The sequence below is a fragment of the Streptomyces genisteinicus genome, from assembly GCF_014489615.1.
GTDB classification, from domain to species: domain Bacteria; phylum Actinomycetota; class Actinomycetes; order Streptomycetales; family Streptomycetaceae; genus Streptomyces; species Streptomyces genisteinicus.
In genome coordinates this window covers 5,351,611-5,367,084 of the sequence record NZ_CP060825.1, presented here as the reverse complement: position 1 = coordinate 5,367,084, position 15,474 = coordinate 5,351,611, and the positions used below count along the sequence as shown (strand labels likewise).

The window sequence follows — 15,474 nt, the reverse complement described above, 5'->3', positions numbered from 1 at the left end:
GGCCGGTCCGGAGCGGGCCGGGCCTCTCCGGCGGGCCGGGTCAGGTCAGGTCCTCAGGTCCACCAGGAGCGGCGGGGCGTGCTCCCCGCCCACGCTGGTCAGCGACAGCACCGCATGCCCGGCGGGCACCGCGTGGGCCAGGTCGGAGGCGGACCAGCGGGCCCGTTCGACCTCGCGCACGGTGACCGCCTCGGCCGTGGCGGCCCGTCCGGTGACCAGGCGCCGCATCATGTGCAGCGCCTTGGTCAGCGGCTCGTCGGAGATGATCTGCCGGTTGGTGACGTCCCGCGTCTGCACCCATTCGGTTCCCCAGGTGTCCGCGAAGCGGTTGCCGTCCCAGGGAGCGAGCCCGGCGAAGGCCATCCGGCAGCCGACGGCGCCCAGCAGCGGGCCGCGCAGCGGCTCCGGCACGTCCTCCAGCGAGCGCAGCGCGAACACCACCCCCGCGTTCGCGGTGCGCAGCCGCTGCACCGAGCGCACGCAGTCGGCGGTGACCGTGTACGAGGCGTCGTCCAGCACCAGGCAGGCGAAGAGCGACCGGTCGTCACGGGTGAGAGCGGCGTCCGTGAACTGGGCGAGCACCAGCCGCGCGATGATCCGCGACGCCTCCGCGTGCCCCCGCTCGGGCAGGTCGACGCGGACCCGCAGCGGGTGCTCGATGGCCCGCAGCGAGAACCGCCGCCCGCCGCCGTCCGTCCGGAAGAAGTCGGTGAAGGCGGGCCGGTCGAGGAAGGCGATGCGCTCGGAGAGCAGCACGCCGATGTCGTCCCCGCGGGCGGACTGGCGCTCACGGGCGTCGAGTTCGCGCAGCTGCGAGGCCTCCCCCGCGTCGCGCAGCGCCGTGCGCAGCCCGTCGAGCGCGGCGGGCGCGCCGCCCAGCAGCTCCCTCAGGTCGGGAACGCCGGGGAAGTGGCCGTGGACGCGGCGGTAGGGGCCGATGAGCTGGGCGAGCGCGGTGGCGGCCCGGCGGCTGTCCCCGCCCGGCAGGGTGGCGGCGAGGTCGCCGACGAGCGCCTCGGCCAGGGTCCTGGCCGCCTCGTCGGGGTCGTCCGCGCCGCCGTACAGGTCGAGGTCGTGGGTGGCGTCGGGGCGTCCGACGGAGACGACGAGGTCGAAGGCGTCGTCCGGGGCCACCGCGGACCCCTGGGCGGTCACCGCGACGACGGCGGCGCGGTTGGCGAGCGCCAGCAGGCACAGCGACTCGACCACGGGCCGCACGAGCCGCACGCTCTTGCCGGAACCGGAGGGGCCGACCGCCAGCAGCGAGGTGCCGAGCAGCGCCGGCTCCAGCGCGACGCCGGTGGTGCGCCGGGCGTAGGGGTTGCGCGCGTCGTCGACGGCGGTGCCGATCCTGACCTGGCCGGTGGCGAGGTCGTGGGTGGCCGTGCGCACCGGGAGGTCACGCAGACCCGAGGGGTGGGCGCAGGCGGCGGGACCGAGCCTGCGCACCGTGTCGGAGAACGCGGCGAGCCGGTCGGGCCGGGCGTGGACGCCCTGCCAGGCACGCCGGATCCGGGCGTAGTCCACGTCGCCGAGGGTTCCCGCGCGGGTGGCCTCACCGAGTGCCGCGGCCGCCTCGGTCAGGCCGGCCCGGTGGATCTCGGGCCACTCGACGGGGTCGGACTCGGGCTCCGGCGGCGGGGCGGCGCCGCCGCCCCGCGCGTCGAGCCGCCGCCGCACGGCGGGCCAGGTGCCCGCGCGGCCGACGGCGGCGACGACGGCGACGACGAGGAGGACGTAGTAGACGTTGGAGACCCAGGTCAGCCACGACGTGCGCGGCATCTCCCGCCACACCCCGGGCAGCAGCACGAAGAGCGGCCACAGCGGCACCCCGTACCGCTGCCAGACCTCGCGCCAGTTGCCGACCCGGCCGAAGGCGTGGGCGAGCAGGGCGAGGACGAGGGCGTTGTACAGGTAGGTCGCGGCCACGTACAGCTCGACGTAGGAGCTGGTGGCCGACCGCCAGTCCTCGGGGACGAGCCAGAGCATCGGCAGCAGCCACCACTCGTCGACGAAGATCCACCAGCCCTCGAGGTAGCCGTTCCAGAGCAGTGACCAGACCAGCCAGCCGCACAGGTACGCGATGAAGGCGCCGCTGAACAGCTGGCGTGCGGGGACGAGCTCGGGCTCCTCCTGGGGCCGCTCCTTGTGCCCGAACCGCCAGACGCCCGGTGCCGCGGCGGGCCGCGGGGTGCGCAGCCACTGGGCGACGGCCGGGCGGGTGAGGGGGGCGTGGGAGGGGCGCGCGGGGGCACCGGGCGGCGACGGCGGGGCCTGGGGCGTGCCGTGCGCACCGGGCGCCCGCGGCGGCGGGCCGGCCGGGCGCGGCACGGGATGGCGTGTGCCGCGCGCGTCGAATGTGCCTTCGGATTCCATGAACCGCTGCCCCCTGACCAGCCAGGCCCGCTCTCTGTGCACGGCCAATCTAGTGCCCATCGGCGGGGAGTTCACCGATCTCCGGGGCGAGCGGTGCGGGTCGGCCGGGATGTGCCGCCCGGTGTGCGGCGGGTTCGCCGGACGGGGGCGTCCGCACCCGTCCGCACGCACCGGCCCGCGCGCACCCGCCCGCACGCACCCCGTCGCGTGCCCGCCTGCACCGCACCGCCCCGCGCGCCCCGGCTCCCCCGCACCCGTCCCGCGTCCCGCCCCTTGGCCGCCGCGGACAACGACACGCCCCCCACCACTCCCGATCGGCGCATGCCCCCATCCCCCCGGCACGCCTAGCCTGCGGAGAAAGAGACAAGCGTCCGGATACACCCCCCAGGAGCCCCGTATGACCGCCATCCCGCAGGAGCGCCGCGTCGTCACCGCCATCCCCGGCCCGAAGTCGCAGGAGCTTCAGGCCCGCCGCACGGCCACGGTCGCCGGCGGTGTGGGGTCCGTGCTCCCCGTGTTCACGGCGCGGGCGGGCGGCGGGATCGTCGAGGACGTCGACGGCAACCGGCTGATCGACTTCGGCTCCGGCATCGCCGTGACCTCGGTCGGCGCCTCCGCCGAGGCCGTCGTGCGCCGCGCCTCCGCGCAGCTCGCCGACTTCACCCACACCTGTTTCATGGTCACCCCCTACGAGGGCTATGTGGAGGTCTGCGAGGCGCTCGCCGAGCTCACCCCCGGTGACCACGCCAAGAAGTCCGCGCTGTTCAACTCCGGCGCCGAGGCCGTCGAGAACGCGGTCAAGGTCGCCCGTTCGTACACCGGCCGCCAGGCCGTCGTCGTCTTCGACCACGGCTACCACGGCCGCACCAACCTGACGATGGCGCTCACCGCCAAGAACATGCCGTACAAGCACGGCTTCGGCCCGTTCGCGCCCGAGGTCTACCGCGTGCCGGTCGCCTACGGCTACCGCTGGCCCACCGGTGCCGAGAACGCCGGAGCCGAGGCGTCCGCGCAGGCCATCGACATGATCAGCAAGCAGGTCGGCGCGGAGAACGTCGCCGCGATCATCATCGAGCCGGTCCTCGGCGAGGGCGGCTTCATCGAGCCCGCGAAGGGCTTCCTGCCGGCGATCGCCGAGTTCGCCAGGGAGAACGGCATCGTCTTCGTCGCCGACGAGATCCAGTCCGGCTTCTGCCGCACCGGCCAGTGGTTCGCCTGCGAGGACGAGGGCGTCGTCCCGGACCTGATCACCACGGCCAAGGGCATCGCGGGCGGACTGCCGCTCGCCGCCGTGACCGGCCGCGCCGAGATCATGGACGCCGTGCACTCCGGCGGCCTGGGCGGCACCTACGGCGGCAACCCGGTGGCGTGCGCCGGCGCGCTCGGCTCCATCGAGACCATGAAGGAGCTCGACCTCAACGCGAAGGCCCGGCGGATCGAGGAGGTCATGAAGGGCCGCCTCGCCGCGATGCAGGAGAAGTACCCGGCCATCGGCGACATCCGCGGCCGCGGCGCCATGATCGCGATCGAGCTGGTGAAGGACCCGGCGACCAAGGAGCCGGACGCGGCGGCGGCCGGCGCGCTGGCCAAGGCGTGCCACGCCGAGGGCCTGCTGGTGCTGACCTGTGGCACCTACGGCAACGTGCTGCGTTTCCTGCCGCCGCTGGTGATCGGCGAGGACCTGCTGAACGAGGGCCTGGACATCATCGAGCAGGCGTTCGCGGGCATCTGACCGGGGGCGACGGAGCACGACTGTGAAGAACGTGTGGGGGGCCGATGGCGGGATGGGAATCCGTCTGTCGGTCCCCCCGCGCTCTGCCGTACGGTCTGTGCAGATGAGAGAAACACCCGCGCCGCGGGAGACCGCGAGCGGTGCCGGACCGGAGCATCCCCAGCCCCGACCCGGCCGTGCCATCGCGCACACCGCTGGAGCCTCACGCTCCGGAACTCCTCACCGATCGGATGTCCGCCCGCCCCACACCCCCCGGGGCGCGCGGCACACCGGTCCGGCCGGCCGCACCGGAACCACCCCCCCTGTTCCGGCGCGGCCGGCCTCTCGGCGTTCGCGGGCGGGTGTCGCCGCCGTGTGCGGACTGCTGTTCGCCCTGATCACCTGGCAGGTGGCCGCCCACGGCCCGCTGCGGGCCGCCGACGAGCGTCTGGGCCGGTCCCTCTTCCACGACGTGCCCGCCGCGGTGGCCGAGCCGCTCGCCGATCTGGGCAGCATGCTCGTCGCACCGCCGGTGCTGGCGCTCGCCGTCGTCTTCGTGGTGTGGCGGGGCCGCGAGTGGCGGCGGGCGGGGGCGGCCGTGCTGGCGATGGCCGCGGTGCCGGCACTGGTGGCGCCGCTGAAGCTGCTGATCGCGCGGCCGGGTCCGCTGGAACCGGGGACGGGGTGGTACCCGTCGGGCCACACGGCGACCGCCATGGTCGCCTACGCCGGCGCCGCGCTGCTGGTCTCCCCGTACACCCGCCGGAGATGGCCGGTGCCCGTCGCCGTGGTGCTCACGGTGGCGACGGGCATCGGTCTGGTGCTGCGCGGCTACCACTGGCCGCTGGACGTCGTCGGCAGCTGGTGCCTCTTCGGTGCCGTACTGGTGGTGCTCTGCTCCCCGTGGAGCGGATCCGCCGGGGTCAGCTCCAGCGGTAGGCGTCGAAGTTCTTCGAGAACTCGTACTGGTTGAAGCGGTCCCAGTTGATGGACCAGGTCATCAGTCCGCGCAGGGCGGGCCAGGTGCCGTGGGTCCGGTAGGAGCCGCAGTCGGTGCCCTTGGTCAGGCAGTTCAGGGCCTTGTTCACCTCGGCCGGGGTGGTGTGCCCGTTGCCCGCCTGGGTGGAGGCGGGCAGGCCGATGGCGACCTGCTCGGGGCGCAGGGCGGGGAAGACCCTGCTCTGGTCGCCCGCCACGGGGAACCCGGCGAGGAGCATGTCGGTCATGGCGATGTGGAAGTCGGCGCCGCCCATGGAGTGGTACTGGTTGTCGAGGCCCATGATCGGGCCCGAGTTGTAGTCCTGGACGTGGAGCAGGGTGAGGTCGTCGCGCAGGGCGTGGATGACCGGGAGGTACGCGCCGGCGCGCGGGTCCTGGCCGCCCCACGGGCCGGAGCCGTAGAACTGGTAGCCGAGCTGGACGAAGAACGTCTCCGGAGCCATGGTCAGCACGAAGTCGGAGCCGTAGCGCGCCTTGATGGTCTTCACGGCGGAGATCAGGTTGACGATCACCGGCGAGGTGGGGTTGCGGAAGTCGGTGTCGCCGGTGTTGAGCGACAGCGAGTGGCCCTCGAAGTCGATGTCGAGCCCGTCGAGGCCGTACTCGTCGATGATCTTCGACACCGAGGTGACGAAGGCGTCGCGGGCGGCGGTGGAGGCGAGCTGGACCTGGCCGTTGGCGCCGCCGATGGAGATGAGGACCTTCTTGCCCGCGGCCTGCTTGGCCTTGATGGCGGCCTTGAACTCGGCGACGGACTCGACGTTCGGGCACTCGCTCACGGGGCAGAGCGAGAAGCGGATGTCGCCCGAGGTGGCGGTGGTCGGCTCGCCGAAGGCGAGGTTGATGACGTCCCAGGAGTCGGGCACGTCGGACATGCGGGTGTAGCCGGAGCCGTTGGCGAAGCTCGCGTGGAGGTAGCCGACGAGGGCGTGGGCGGGCAGCTCGGCGCCGCCGCCGTCCCCGCCGCCCGTCGCGGTGGTGACCGACACGGCGGCCGACTTGGCCGACTCCCCCGCCTCGTTGGCGGCGGAGACCTGGAAGCTGTAGGCGGTCGCGGCCGTCAGACCGGTGACGGTGGCGGAGGTCCCGGTCACGGTGGTGACCCGGGTGCCGCCCCGGTAGACGTGGTACGACGTGGCCCCCGAGGACGCGTTCCAGGTCAGGGGCACGGAGGTGGTGCCGGGGGTGCCCGCGCGCAGGCTGCCGGGCGCGGCCGGGACGGTCGCCGGGTCGCCGCCGGGGCCGACGAGCGAGATGTCGTCGGCGTGGTAGGCGGGGGTCCCGTACCAGCCGTGGGTGTAGAGGGTGACCGAGGTGGTCGAGGGGCCGGTGCGGAAGGTCGTCGTCAGTTTCTGCCAGGTGGACGCCGAGGGCGTCCAGGTGGAGACGTCGGTGGTCCCGGTGCCGGAGGCGCCGAGGTAGACGTAGCCTCCCTGCACCCAGCCGCTGAGCGTGTAGGCGGAGTCGGGTTTCACGGTGACCGTCTGGGAGCAGCGGGCGTTGTCGCTGCCGGCCGGGGTGGCCTTGAGCGCCGAGACGCCGCCGTGGACGGGCGACGAGACCGCGGCGCCGCTTCCGGCGGTGCAGTTCCAGCCGGTCAGACCGGCCTCGAAGCCGCCGTTCCGGGCGAGTTCGGCGTCGGCCGCGGTCGCGGACGTCGCCGTGGCGACGAGCCCCGACGCGGCGAGGGCGGCTGCCGTCAGGGCAGCCTTGAGTCTGGTGCGGTGCACAACGGCCTCCGGACATGGGGGTGATGGAGAGGTGCGGCGGCCACAACATGGTCCAGACCAATCCGGTTGTCAAGACCTCTGGCAGCCGCCGCCTCACCGCCCTCCGTCCGCGCCGCGCTCCGCACGGGCCACCACCGCGGCCGCCTCGTGCATCGCGAGTTCCAGCAGCGCGGGGTCGTTGAGCGTGCCGGAGCCGTCCGGTACGACCAGCCACCGCACCTTGCCGACGCTGCGACCGGGGTACGGCACGACGATCCAGGTGCCGCGGCCGGCCGTGCGGATGCCGCTGCCCATCCAGCGGTCGGCGGTCCCCGGCGGGACGAAGAAGCCCAGCCGCGCCTCGCCGAAATCGGCGAGCACCGGCCCGGGCCGGCCGACCAGGCGGTTCAGCACGTCGAGGGTGGGATGTCCCAGCCCGCCCGGCAGGATCAGGACGTCCCAGCGCCGTCCGGCGGGCAGCAGGGTGATCCGGTGCGTGCTGGTCCGCCATTCCCGCAGGCAGGCCTGCGGGTCCGGCGCCGCACCCGCGAGCCACTGCGCCGCACTGCCGGTGCCCGAGCCGTTCATCGCGCTCTCCATTCCGTGGGGGGAGGGTGTTCCACCCACTGAGAGCGCGCCGCTCCCCGGGCATTACGCGACTTCGGACCGCTTTCCGGAGTGAACCGGATCACGCCGGTCCGCCGCCCCGGTCAGCTGTCGAAACCGAGCCCGAACCGGTCCATGGCCTTCAGCCACAGATTCCGCCGTCCCCCGTTGGCGTCCGCCCGCGCCAGGGACCACTTGGTGAGCCCGATACCCGCCCAGGCGACCGGCTCCGGAGGGAACGGCAGCGGCTTGCTGCGCACCATCTCCAGCCGGGTGCGCTCCGTCGGCCGCCCGCCGAGCAGGTCGAGCATCACGTCGGCGCCGAACCGGGAGGCGCCGACGCCGAGCCCGGTGTACCCGGCGGCGTACGCGACCCGGCCGCCGTGGGCGGTGCCGAAGAACGCCGAGAACCGCGAGCAGGTGTCGATCGCCCCGCCCCACGCATGCGAGAACCGCACCCCTTCGAGCTGCGGGAAGCAGTGGAAGAAGTGGCCGGCCAGCTTGAGGTAGGTCTCCGGCCGGTGGTCCATCTCCGCGCTGAGCCGGCCCCCGTACGGGTACACGGCGTCGTAGCCGCCCCACAGAATGCGGTTGTCGGCGGTGATGCGGAAGTAGTGGAACTGGTTGGCGCTGTCGCCCAGGCCCTGGCGCCGCCGCCAGCCGACGGACGCCAGCCGGCCCGCGTCGAGCGGTTCGGTCATCAGCGCGTAGTCGTAGACCGGCACGGTGTACGGGCGCACCCGCCGCACCAGGGACGGGAAGACGTTGGTGCCCAGCGCGACCCGGTGCGCGAGGATCCGCCCGTAGGGCGTGCGGACGGCCAGGCCCGGTCCCGAACGGGCCAGTCCGAGGCCGCGGGTGTTCTCGTAGATGCGGACGCCGAGGTCCAGGCAGGCCCGCTTGAGGCCCCAGGCGAGCTTGGCGGGATGCAGCATGGCCACGCCGTCGCGGTCCCACAGGCCGCCGAGGAAGGTCGGCGAGTCCACCTCGGCGCGCATCTGGTCCCGGTCGAGCAGTTCCGTCCCGCCGATGCCGAGGGCGGCGGCGTCGTCGTGCAGTTCCCTCAGCTCGGCGAGGTGGTGGGGCTCGGTGGCCACGTCGATCTCGCCGGTGCGCTCGAAGTCGCAGTCGATGCCGTAGCGGGCGACGGCGTCCTCGATGGCGTCGAGGTTGCGCGCGCCGAGCTCCTCCAGCGCGGCCAGTTCGCCGGGCCAGCGGGCCAGCCCGTTGCCGAGGCCGTGGGTGAGGGAGGCGGCACAGAAGCCGCCGTTGCGGCCGGAGGCGGCCCAGCCCGCCTCACGGCCCTCGATCAGCACGACGTCCGTCGCCGGGTCGCGCTCCTTGGCGAGCAGCGCGGTCCACAGACCGCTGTAGCCGCCGCCCACCACGAGGAGGTCGCATCGCTCGGTGGAGGTGAGCGCCGGCAGGGCGCCGGGCCGGCCGGGGTCCTCCAGCCAGAAGGGGACGGGCTGTGCGTCCGCGAGGGACGCGGCGAAGGTCATGGCTGCTGGGGCCATGGTTTCCACTCCTTCGGTGTGCCGGCCCGGAGGTCCGGCACGGTGCGGTGCCGTGCTCTCTAGTGTCCTGCGGTCTTCTTCCGGCGGCTCGCGACGACCTGCCCGGCGATCACGATCAGGACGGCGATCACGAACATCGCCGTGCCGATCACGTTGATCTGCACCGGGGTGCCCCGCTGCGCCGAGCCCCAGACGAACATCGGGAAGGTGACCGTGGAGCCGGAGTTGAAGTTGGTGATGATGAAGTCGTCGAAGGAGAGCGCGAAGGCGAGCATCGCGCCGGCCGCGATGCCGGGCGCGGCGATCGGCAGCGTCACCCGCAGGAAGGTCTGCACGGGACCCGCGTACAGGTCGCGCGCCGCCTCCTCCAGGCGGGGGTCCATGGACATCACGCGGGCCTTGACGGCGACGACGACGAAGCTGAGGCAGAACATCGTGTGCGCGATGAGGATGGTCCAGAAGCCGAGTTCGACGCCGAGGTTGAGGAAGAGGGTCAGCAGCGAGGCGGCCATGACGACCTCGGGCATCGCCATCGGCAGGAAGATCAGCGAGTTGACGGTGGAGCGCGCCCGGAAGCGGTAGCGCACCAGGGCGAAGGCGATCATGCCGCCGAGGACGGTGGCGCCGATCGTCGCCCAGAGGGCGATCTGGAGCGACAGGCCGAGCGAGGCGCACATGTCGGCGACCCCGCACGGGTCCGTCCAGGCGTCGGTGGAGAACTGCTGCCAGGAGTAGTTGAACTTGCCGGACGGCTTGTTGAAGGAGAACACCGTCACGACGATGTTCGGGACGATCAGGTACGCGAGCGTGAGCAGGCCCGCGACGACCACGAGGTTGCGCCTGAGCCACGACATCAGACCAGGTCCTCCGTTCCGGCCCGGCGGATGTAGACGGTGACCGTGACCAGCACGGCCGCCATCAGGATGAACGACAGCGCGGCGGCCGTCGGGTAGTCGAGGACCCGCAGGAACTGCGACTGGATGACGTTTCCGATCATGCGGGTGTCCGTGGAGCCCAGCAGTTCGGCGTTGACGTAGTCGCCGCTCGCGGGAATGAACGTGAGCAGCGTGCCGGAGACGACGCCCGGCATGGACAGCGGCAGTGTCACCTTGCGGAAGACGGTCGCGGGCCGGGCGTACAGGTCGCCCGCCGCCTCGTGGAGGCGGGGGTCGATCCGCTCCAGGGAGGTGTACAGGGGCAGGATCATGAACGGGAGGAAGTTGTAGGTCAGGCCGGTGACGACGGCCAGCGGCGTCGCGAGCACCCGCTCGCCCTCGGTCATCCCGAGCCAGCTGGTGACGTCGAGGAAGTGGACCGCGTTGAGGAACTCCACCACCGGGCCGCCGTCCGCGAGGATCGTCTTCCAGGCGAGGGTGCGGATCAGGAAGCTGGTGAAGAACGGTGCGATGACCAGCACCAGCAGAATGTTGCGCCAGCGGCCCGCCCGGAAGGCGATGAGGTAGGCGAGCGGGTAGCCGAGCAGCAGGCAGAGCACCGTCGCGGTGCCCGCGTAGAGCAGCGAGCGCAGGAACTGGGGCCAGTACTCGGTCAGCGCGTCCCAGTAGGTGGCGACGTGCCAGGTGACCTCGAAGCCCTTCTCCAGCGAGCCGGTCTGCACGGAGGTCGACGCCTGGTAGACGAGCGGCAGCGCGAAGAAGACGAGCAGCCACAGGATGCCGGGGAGCAGCAGCCAGTAGGGGACGAGCCGGCGGCGCACCGGGGTGCGGTGGACCACGGGCTCCGCGGGCGGCGCCGGCGGGGCCTCGGTGACGGTCACGGCGTCTCCTCCGCCGACTCCGTACCGGCCGCGATGTCCTGGGCCGCGTCCAGCCCGAAGGTGTGCTCGGGGTCCCAGTGCAGGATCACCTCGGCGCCGGGCCCGAGGCCGGTGCGCTGCCCGGTGTTCTGGGCGTACACCTCGACGGCCTTCCCGGCCGGGCTCTCGACGACGTACTGGGTGGAGACGCCGATGAACGAGGAGTCCGTCACGCGGCCGGTCACGGTGTTGCGCCCGGGTGCGACGGTGCCGGCCTCACCGGCGGGGAGGAGCGAGATCTTCTCCGGCCTCACGCCCACCAGCAGGCGGCCGCCGGTGCGCGTGCCGTCGGGACAGCGGCGGCGCGGCAGCCGCAGCGCGGTGCCGCCCGCGGTGGCGACGACCTCGTCGCCGGCCGCCGACGCGACCTCGGCCTCGATCAGGTTGGAGGTGCCGAGGAAGTTGGCGACGAAGGTGGTCCGCGGGTTCTCGTAGAGCTCCGCCGGGGCGCCGAGCTGCTCGACCCGGCCGCCGTTCATGACCGCGACCGTGTCGGCCATGGTCATGGCCTCCTCCTGGTCGTGGGTGACGTGGACGAAGGTGATGCCGACCTCGGTCTGGATGCGCTTGAGCTCCAGCTGCATCTGGCGGCGCAGCTTGAGGTCGAGGGCGCCGAGGGGCTCGTCGAGGAGGAGCACCTGCGGGTGGTTGATGAGGGCGCGGGCGACGGCGACGCGCTGCTGCTGGCCGCCGGAGAGCTGGTGCGGCCTGCGCTGGGCGAAGTCGCCGAGCTGGACCAGGTCGAGCATCTCCCCGACCTGCTTCTTCACCGAGGAGACGCCGCGGCGGCGCAGGCCGAAGGCGACGTTCTCGTGGATGCTCAGGTGCGGGAAGAGGGCGTAGCTCTGGAAGACGGTGTTGACCGGCCGTTTGTGGGGCGGCAGATGGGTGACGTCCCGTTCGCCGAGCGAGACGGTGCCGGTGCTGGGGTCCTCCAGGCCGGCGATCATGCGCAGGGTGGTGGTCTTGCCGCAGCCGGAGGCGCCGAGCAGGGCGAAGAACGAGCCCTGGGGGACGGTGAGGTCCAGGTGGTGGACCGCGGTGAAGGAGCCGTAGGTCTTGCTGATCCCGGCGAGGCGGACGTCCCCGCCCGCTGTGTTGTCAGTCATGGGTCGCGTCCCAGGTGGTGTGGGGTCGGTGGCGGTCAGGCGCCGATGAGCTTGGCGAACTTCTCCTCATACGCCGTCTCCTCCTCGCTGCTGAGCGAGCGGAAGGAGTGGGACTTGGCCGCCATGGCCTCGTCCGGGATGATCAGCGGGTTCTTCGCGAGCTCCGGGTCGATCTTCGCGAGCTCGGGGGCGACGCCGGCCACCGGTGTCACGTAGTTGATGTAGGCGGCGAGCTGGGCCGCGACCGGGAGTTCGTAGTAGTAGTCGATGAGCCGGGTGGCGTTCTTCCGGTGCCGTGCCTGAGCCGGGACGAGCAGGTTGTCGGTGGCGGTCATGTAGCCGGCCGCCGGGACCGAGAAGCGGATGTCCGGGTTGCCGGCCTGGAGCTGGATCAGGTCGCCGGCCCAGGCGACGCAGGCGGCGATGTCGCCCTTGTCGAGGTCGGAGGTGTAGTCGTTGCCGGTGAAGCGGCGGATCTGCTTCTTGTCGACGGCCTTCTGGAGCCGTCCGATCGCGGCGTCGTAGTCGGCGTCGGTGACCTTCTCGGGGGATTTGCCCATGTCGAGGAGGGTGAGGCCGACGGTGTCGCGCATCTCGGTGAGCAGGCTGACCCGGCCCTTGAGGGTGGGGTCGTCCAGCAGCTGGGTCATGGAGTCGACCTTGCGGCCGCCGGTGGCCTTGACGTTGTACGCGATGACGGCCGGGATACCGGTCCACGGGTAGCTGTAGGCACGGCCCGGGTCCCAGTCGGGGCTGCGGAACTGCTGGGACAGGTTGGCGTAGGCGTGCGGCAGCAGCGAGGCGTCGAGCTTCTGCACCCAGCCGAGGCGGATCATCCGGGCGGCCAGCCAGTCGGTGACGTTGATCAGGTCGCGGCCGGTGTCCTGGCCGGCCGCGAGCTGGGGCTGGATCTTCCCGAAGAACTCGACGTTGTCGTTGATGTCCTCGGTGTACTTGACCGCGATGCCGGTGCGCTTGGTGAACGCGGCGAGGGTGGGCCGGGTCTTCCCGTCCTCGCTGGTGTCCATGTACTCGGTCCAGTTGGAGAAGGTGAGGCGCTTCTCCGTGTCCGAGTGGTCGTCCGAGGCCGCCGCCCCGTTCTCGCGCTTGGCGGGCGGGATGCCGCAGGCGCCCAGCAGCCCGGCACCGCCGGCGGCGAACACTCCGGCGCCCGAGGCGCGCAGCAGCGAGCGGCGGGAGAGCGCGCCCCTGCCCGTCGCCATGCTGCGCCGCATCGCGGCGGTCTGGGCCGCCGAGAGGCGTTCGGACTCGTAACTCTCCATGCGCTCTGCCCTTTCGGGTGGTTTCGGCCGCGGGTCGGGCGGCCTGAGGGCTATCGGTCCCCGAAGACGGTGCGGTGCCAGTCCTTGCGGACGACCGCCGTGTTGTCGTACATCACATGCTTGACCTGCGTGTACTCCTCGAAGGAGTACGACGACATGTCCTTGCCGAAGCCCGACTGCTTGTAGCCGCCGTGGGGCATCTCGCTGATGATCGGGATGTGGTCGTTGATCCAGACGCAGCCGGCCTGGATCTCGCGGGTGGCCCGGCCGGTCCGGTAGACGTCGCGGCTCCAGGCGGAGGCGGCGAGGCCGTAGGGCGTGTCGTTGGCGAGGGCGATGCCCTCGTCGTCGGTGTCGAAGGGCAGCACCACCAGCACCGGGCCGAAGATCTCGTCCCGCACGATCTCGCTGTCCTGCGCGGCGCCGGTGACCAGGGTCGGCCGGTAGTAGGCGCCGCGCTCCAGAGCTCCCCCGGGCGCCTCGCCGCCGGTGACGACCCTCGCGTAGCCGCGGGCGCGGTCGACGAAGCCGGCGACCCGGTCGCGCTGCGCGAAGGAGACGAGCGGGCCGAGATCGGTGGCGGGGTCGAGCGGGTCGCCGAGCCGGACACCGGCCATCAGGTCGGCGACCGCAGCGGTGAACGCCTCGTAGACCGGCCGCTGGACGTAGGCGCGGGTGGCCGCGGTGCAGTCCTGGCCGGAGTTGATGAGTGAGCCGGCGACGGCGCCGTGGGCGGCGGCCTCGACGTCCGCGTCGTCGAAGACGACGAACGGGGCCTTGCCGCCGAGTTCCAGGTGGAGGCGCTTCACGGTGGCCGTCGCGATCCGCGCCACGCGCTTGCCGACCTCGGTGGAGCCGGTGAACGAGGTCATCGCGACGTCCGGGTGGCCGACCAGGTGCTCGCCGACGTCGCGGCCCGCGCCGCTGACGATGTTCACCACGCCGGCGGGCAGGCCGGCGTCGCCTGCCGCCTCGGCGAAGAGGAGCGAGGTGAGCGGGGTGATCTCGGCGGGCTTGAGGACGACGGTGTTGCCCGCGGCGATCGCCGGGAGGATCTTCCAGGCCGCCATCTGGAGCGGGTAGTTCCAGGGGGCGATCGAACCGACGGCCCCGATGGGCTCGCGCCGGGTGTACGAGGTGTGGTCGGCGCTGTACTCGCCGGCCGACTGCCCCTGGAGGTGACGCGCGGCGCCGGCGAAGAACGCGGTGTTGTCCACGGTGCCGGGGACGTCGAACTCGGTGGTGAGCTTGATCGGTTTGCCGCACTGGAGGGTCTCGGTGCGCGCCAGCTCCCCGGCGCGCTCCGCGAGCACACCGGCGAAGCGGTGCAGCGCGTCCGACCGCTCGCCCGGGGTCGCCCCGGCCCAGCCGGGCAGGGCGGCGCGGGCGGCGGACACGGCCGCGTCGACGTCGGCGGTCCCGGCGAGCTCGTAGCCGAGCAGCGTCTCGCCCGTGGCCGGGTTCACGATGTCCTGGGTGCGTCCCGAGGTGCCCGCCCGCAGCCGTCCGCCGATGTACTGCGTGCCGGCGGCGAAACGGTCCTTCAGCCGATCGGGGATGTCCATGACGCTCTCCGTTGCTCCAGCTCGAATTGAGTGCCGATCCTGACAGAGGGTGACCTACGCAACAAGGGATTCCGTTGTTGCCTTTTGATTACGCGACGGATTCGGTCGACCATGTGTCGGGTCTCGGGCCGAATACCGGTACGCACTGTCAGTGGCGGCTGCCAGACTCGCGTGCATGGGGATGGATGAGCTCGTCGAACGGGCCGCCGCAGGGCAGAGAATCAAGTACCTGCACTTCTGGGGGCACACGCCACGCCGTGACGGTCTGATGGGACCGGGGTGCCTCAGTCAGTGGTGGCCGTCGCCCTTCGAGGTCGGCGGCACGCGGTACGCGACCGCGGAGCACTGGATGATGGCGGCCAAGGCACGCCTCTTCGGCGACGCCGGGGCCGAGGCCCGCGCGCTCGGCGCCCGCACGCCGGCGGAGGCGAAGAAGGCCGGACGCACCGTGCGCGGCTTCGACGAGACCACCTGGAAGCGCGAGCGCTTCGGCATCGTCCGCGAGGGCAGTGTGCACAAGTTCGGCCAGGACCCGGAGCTGGCCGCGTTCCTGCTGGCCACCGGCGACCGGGTGCTCGTCGAGGCCAGCCCCGTCGACCGGATCTGGGGCATCGGGCTGGCCGCCGACGACGAGCGCGCCCAGGCCCCGGCCCGGTGGCGGGGTCTCAACCTGCTGGGATTCGCGCTGATGGAGGCGCGCGAGGAGCTCAGGGCGCGCGGCTGAACGCACTCCGGAGCGCACAGCGCCCCGGGCACGCACCGGCGGGCCGGCCGGGGGCCGGG

General features: G+C 72.5%; 12 protein-coding genes. 3 read left to right on the top strand and 9 right to left on the bottom strand.

Annotated features, from left to right (window positions below; translation table 11 throughout):
• Positions 1–45: 45 nt before the first annotated feature.
• Entirely contained in the window at positions 46–2,376 is a 2,331-nt protein-coding gene (locus IAG43_RS23405; protein ID WP_246574513.1) for a type IV secretory system conjugative DNA transfer family protein, read from the bottom strand.
• A gap of 397 nt (positions 2,377–2,773) precedes the next feature.
• Between IAG43_RS23405 and gabT the strand changes: the two genes are divergently transcribed.
• Both gabT and IAG43_RS23395 read left to right on the top strand, forming a co-directional pair.
• A complete protein-coding gene (gene gabT / locus IAG43_RS23400) occupies positions 2,774–4,108 on the top strand; it encodes a 4-aminobutyrate--2-oxoglutarate transaminase (protein WP_187742657.1) in 1,335 nt (444 codons plus the stop codon).
• 352 nt (positions 4,109–4,460) lie between these two features.
• Complete coding sequence (locus tag IAG43_RS23395) at positions 4,461–5,060, top strand: phosphatase PAP2 family protein (protein WP_425508615.1); 600 nt, start codon at positions 4,461–4,463, stop codon at positions 5,058–5,060.
• On the opposite strand, the gene IAG43_RS23390 is transcribed toward IAG43_RS23395, so the two are convergent.
• From IAG43_RS23390 to IAG43_RS23355, 8 genes are all read right to left on the bottom strand, one after another.
• Positions 5,011–6,816 carry a chitinase gene (locus IAG43_RS23390; protein WP_187742655.1) on the bottom strand — a complete coding sequence of 602 codons (1,806 nt, stop codon included), beginning with the start codon at positions 6,814–6,816 and terminating at the stop codon, positions 5,011–5,013. The genes IAG43_RS23395 and IAG43_RS23390 overlap by 50 nt on opposite strands.
• A 93-nt stretch (positions 6,817–6,909) precedes the next feature.
• Entirely contained in the window at positions 6,910–7,383 is a 474-nt protein-coding gene (locus IAG43_RS23385; RefSeq protein ID WP_187742654.1) for a hypothetical protein, read from the bottom strand.
• 122 nt (positions 7,384–7,505) lie between these two features.
• Positions 7,506–8,918 carry an NAD(P)/FAD-dependent oxidoreductase gene (locus IAG43_RS23380; RefSeq protein WP_187742653.1) on the bottom strand — a complete coding sequence of 471 codons (1,413 nt, stop codon included), beginning with the start codon at positions 8,916–8,918 and terminating at the stop codon, positions 7,506–7,508.
• A 59-nt stretch (positions 8,919–8,977) separates the two neighbouring features.
• On the bottom strand, positions 8,978–9,772 hold the full coding sequence (locus IAG43_RS23375) for an ABC transporter permease (RefSeq protein ID WP_187742652.1): 795 nt from the start codon (positions 9,770–9,772) through the stop codon (positions 8,978–8,980).
• Positions 9,772–10,695, bottom strand: a complete 924-nt coding sequence (locus tag IAG43_RS23370) for an ABC transporter permease (protein ID WP_187742651.1) — start codon at positions 10,693–10,695, stop codon at positions 9,772–9,774. Before IAG43_RS23370 ends, IAG43_RS23375 begins: the two co-directional genes overlap by 1 nt.
• Positions 10,692–11,843 (bottom strand): ABC transporter ATP-binding protein, encoded by a 1,152-nt coding sequence (locus IAG43_RS23365; protein ID WP_187742650.1) that lies wholly within the window; start codon positions 11,841–11,843, stop codon positions 10,692–10,694. Before IAG43_RS23365 ends, IAG43_RS23370 begins: the two co-directional genes overlap by 4 nt.
• 35 nt (positions 11,844–11,878) lie before the next feature.
• Positions 11,879–13,126, bottom strand: coding sequence for a polyamine ABC transporter substrate-binding protein (locus IAG43_RS23360; protein WP_187742649.1), 1,248 nt, complete (start codon positions 13,124–13,126; stop codon positions 11,879–11,881).
• A gap of 50 nt (positions 13,127–13,176) precedes the next feature.
• The gene (locus IAG43_RS23355) at positions 13,177–14,691 is read right to left on the bottom strand and encodes a gamma-aminobutyraldehyde dehydrogenase (protein ID WP_187742648.1); all 1,515 of its coding nucleotides are present in this window, start codon (positions 14,689–14,691) and stop codon (positions 13,177–13,179) included.
• 175 nt (positions 14,692–14,866) lie between these two features.
• Between IAG43_RS23355 and ybiA the strand changes: the two genes are divergently transcribed.
• The gene (gene ybiA, locus IAG43_RS23350) at positions 14,867–15,415 is read left to right on the top strand and encodes a riboflavin biosynthesis intermediates N-glycosidase (RefSeq protein WP_187742647.1); all 549 of its coding nucleotides are present in this window, start codon (positions 14,867–14,869) and stop codon (positions 15,413–15,415) included.
• Positions 15,416–15,474: the final 59 nt, after the last annotated feature.

Excerpts from the sequence above, each read along its gene's own strand:
- gabT (WP_187742657.1), top strand. The coding sequence starts at position 2,774 with ATGACCGCCATCCCGCAGGAGCGCCGCGTCGTCACCGCCATCCCCGGC.
- IAG43_RS23405 (WP_246574513.1), bottom strand. The coding sequence starts at position 2,376 with ATGGAATCCGAAGGCACATTCGACGCGCGCGGCACACGCCATCCCGTG.
- IAG43_RS23365 (WP_187742650.1), bottom strand. The coding sequence starts at position 11,843 with ATGACTGACAACACAGCGGGCGGGGACGTCCGCCTCGCCGGGATCAGC.
- IAG43_RS23360 (WP_187742649.1), bottom strand. The coding sequence starts at position 13,126 with ATGGAGAGTTACGAGTCCGAACGCCTCTCGGCGGCCCAGACCGCCGCG.
- IAG43_RS23355 (WP_187742648.1), bottom strand. The coding sequence starts at position 14,691 with ATGGACATCCCCGATCGGCTGAAGGACCGTTTCGCCGCCGGCACGCAG.
- ybiA (WP_187742647.1), top strand. The coding sequence starts at position 14,867 with ATGGGGATGGATGAGCTCGTCGAACGGGCCGCCGCAGGGCAGAGAATC.
- IAG43_RS23380 (WP_187742653.1), bottom strand. The coding sequence starts at position 8,918 with ATGGCCCCAGCAGCCATGACCTTCGCCGCGTCCCTCGCGGACGCACAG.
- IAG43_RS23375 (WP_187742652.1), bottom strand. The coding sequence starts at position 9,772 with ATGTCGTGGCTCAGGCGCAACCTCGTGGTCGTCGCGGGCCTGCTCACG.
- IAG43_RS23385 (WP_187742654.1), bottom strand. The coding sequence starts at position 7,383 with ATGAACGGCTCGGGCACCGGCAGTGCGGCGCAGTGGCTCGCGGGTGCG.